Origin of the sequence: Nitratidesulfovibrio oxamicus, assembly GCF_015731765.1 — a bacterium.
Lineage (GTDB): Bacteria > Desulfobacterota > Desulfovibrionia > Desulfovibrionales > Desulfovibrionaceae > Cupidesulfovibrio > Cupidesulfovibrio oxamicus.
On record NZ_VRYY01000793.1, the window covers coordinates 1 to 536 of the forward strand.

A 536-nucleotide genomic window follows, 5' to 3' on the forward strand; every position below is an offset into this window, starting at 1 on the left:
GTGGTGAAGCGCATGGAATACGACAGCTTCGGCAACCCGCTGCTGGACACCTGCCCGTACTTCTTTCTGCCGCTGGGCTTTGCCGGGGGGCTGGCGGACCGGCACACCGGCCTCGTGCGCTTCGGCTATCGCGACTACGACCCGCGCACCGGACGCTTCACCGCGCCCGACCCGCTGGGCGACACCGGCGGCGACCACGACCCCTACGACTACTGCGTGGACGATCCGGTCAGCGCCTTCGATCCGCTGGGGCTTGAAGGCGAGGGCGTCTTGAAGCGTCTGCGCCCGTGGTGGTCATACCCGTACGGAAGCAAGGAGAAGAAGGAGGGCATATCCAAAATGCAGGAGCAGGCGGGTTCCCGCGCACACGGATTCGGAACGGGCGTTGTACACGCCGACAAAAAAATAAGGTAATACCTAACCAAAACGGACTAATCCGTTATAAAATCTCTTGCTGGACTTGTCTTCAATGCCTTTAAAAGTATGGGGAACAAGTCCTCACTCCGGTGGTTAAACCGAAAACAAACTTCACCCAG

1 protein-coding gene is annotated in these 536 nt (G+C 59.3%); it reads left to right on the forward strand.

Annotated features, from left to right (window positions below; genetic code table 11):
• Positions 1 to 414: RHS repeat domain-containing protein (locus FVW20_RS18605; protein WP_196610735.1), on the forward strand; the 414-nt coding region annotated here is incomplete at its 5' end.
• Between the last annotated feature and the right edge of the window lie 122 nt (positions 415 to 536).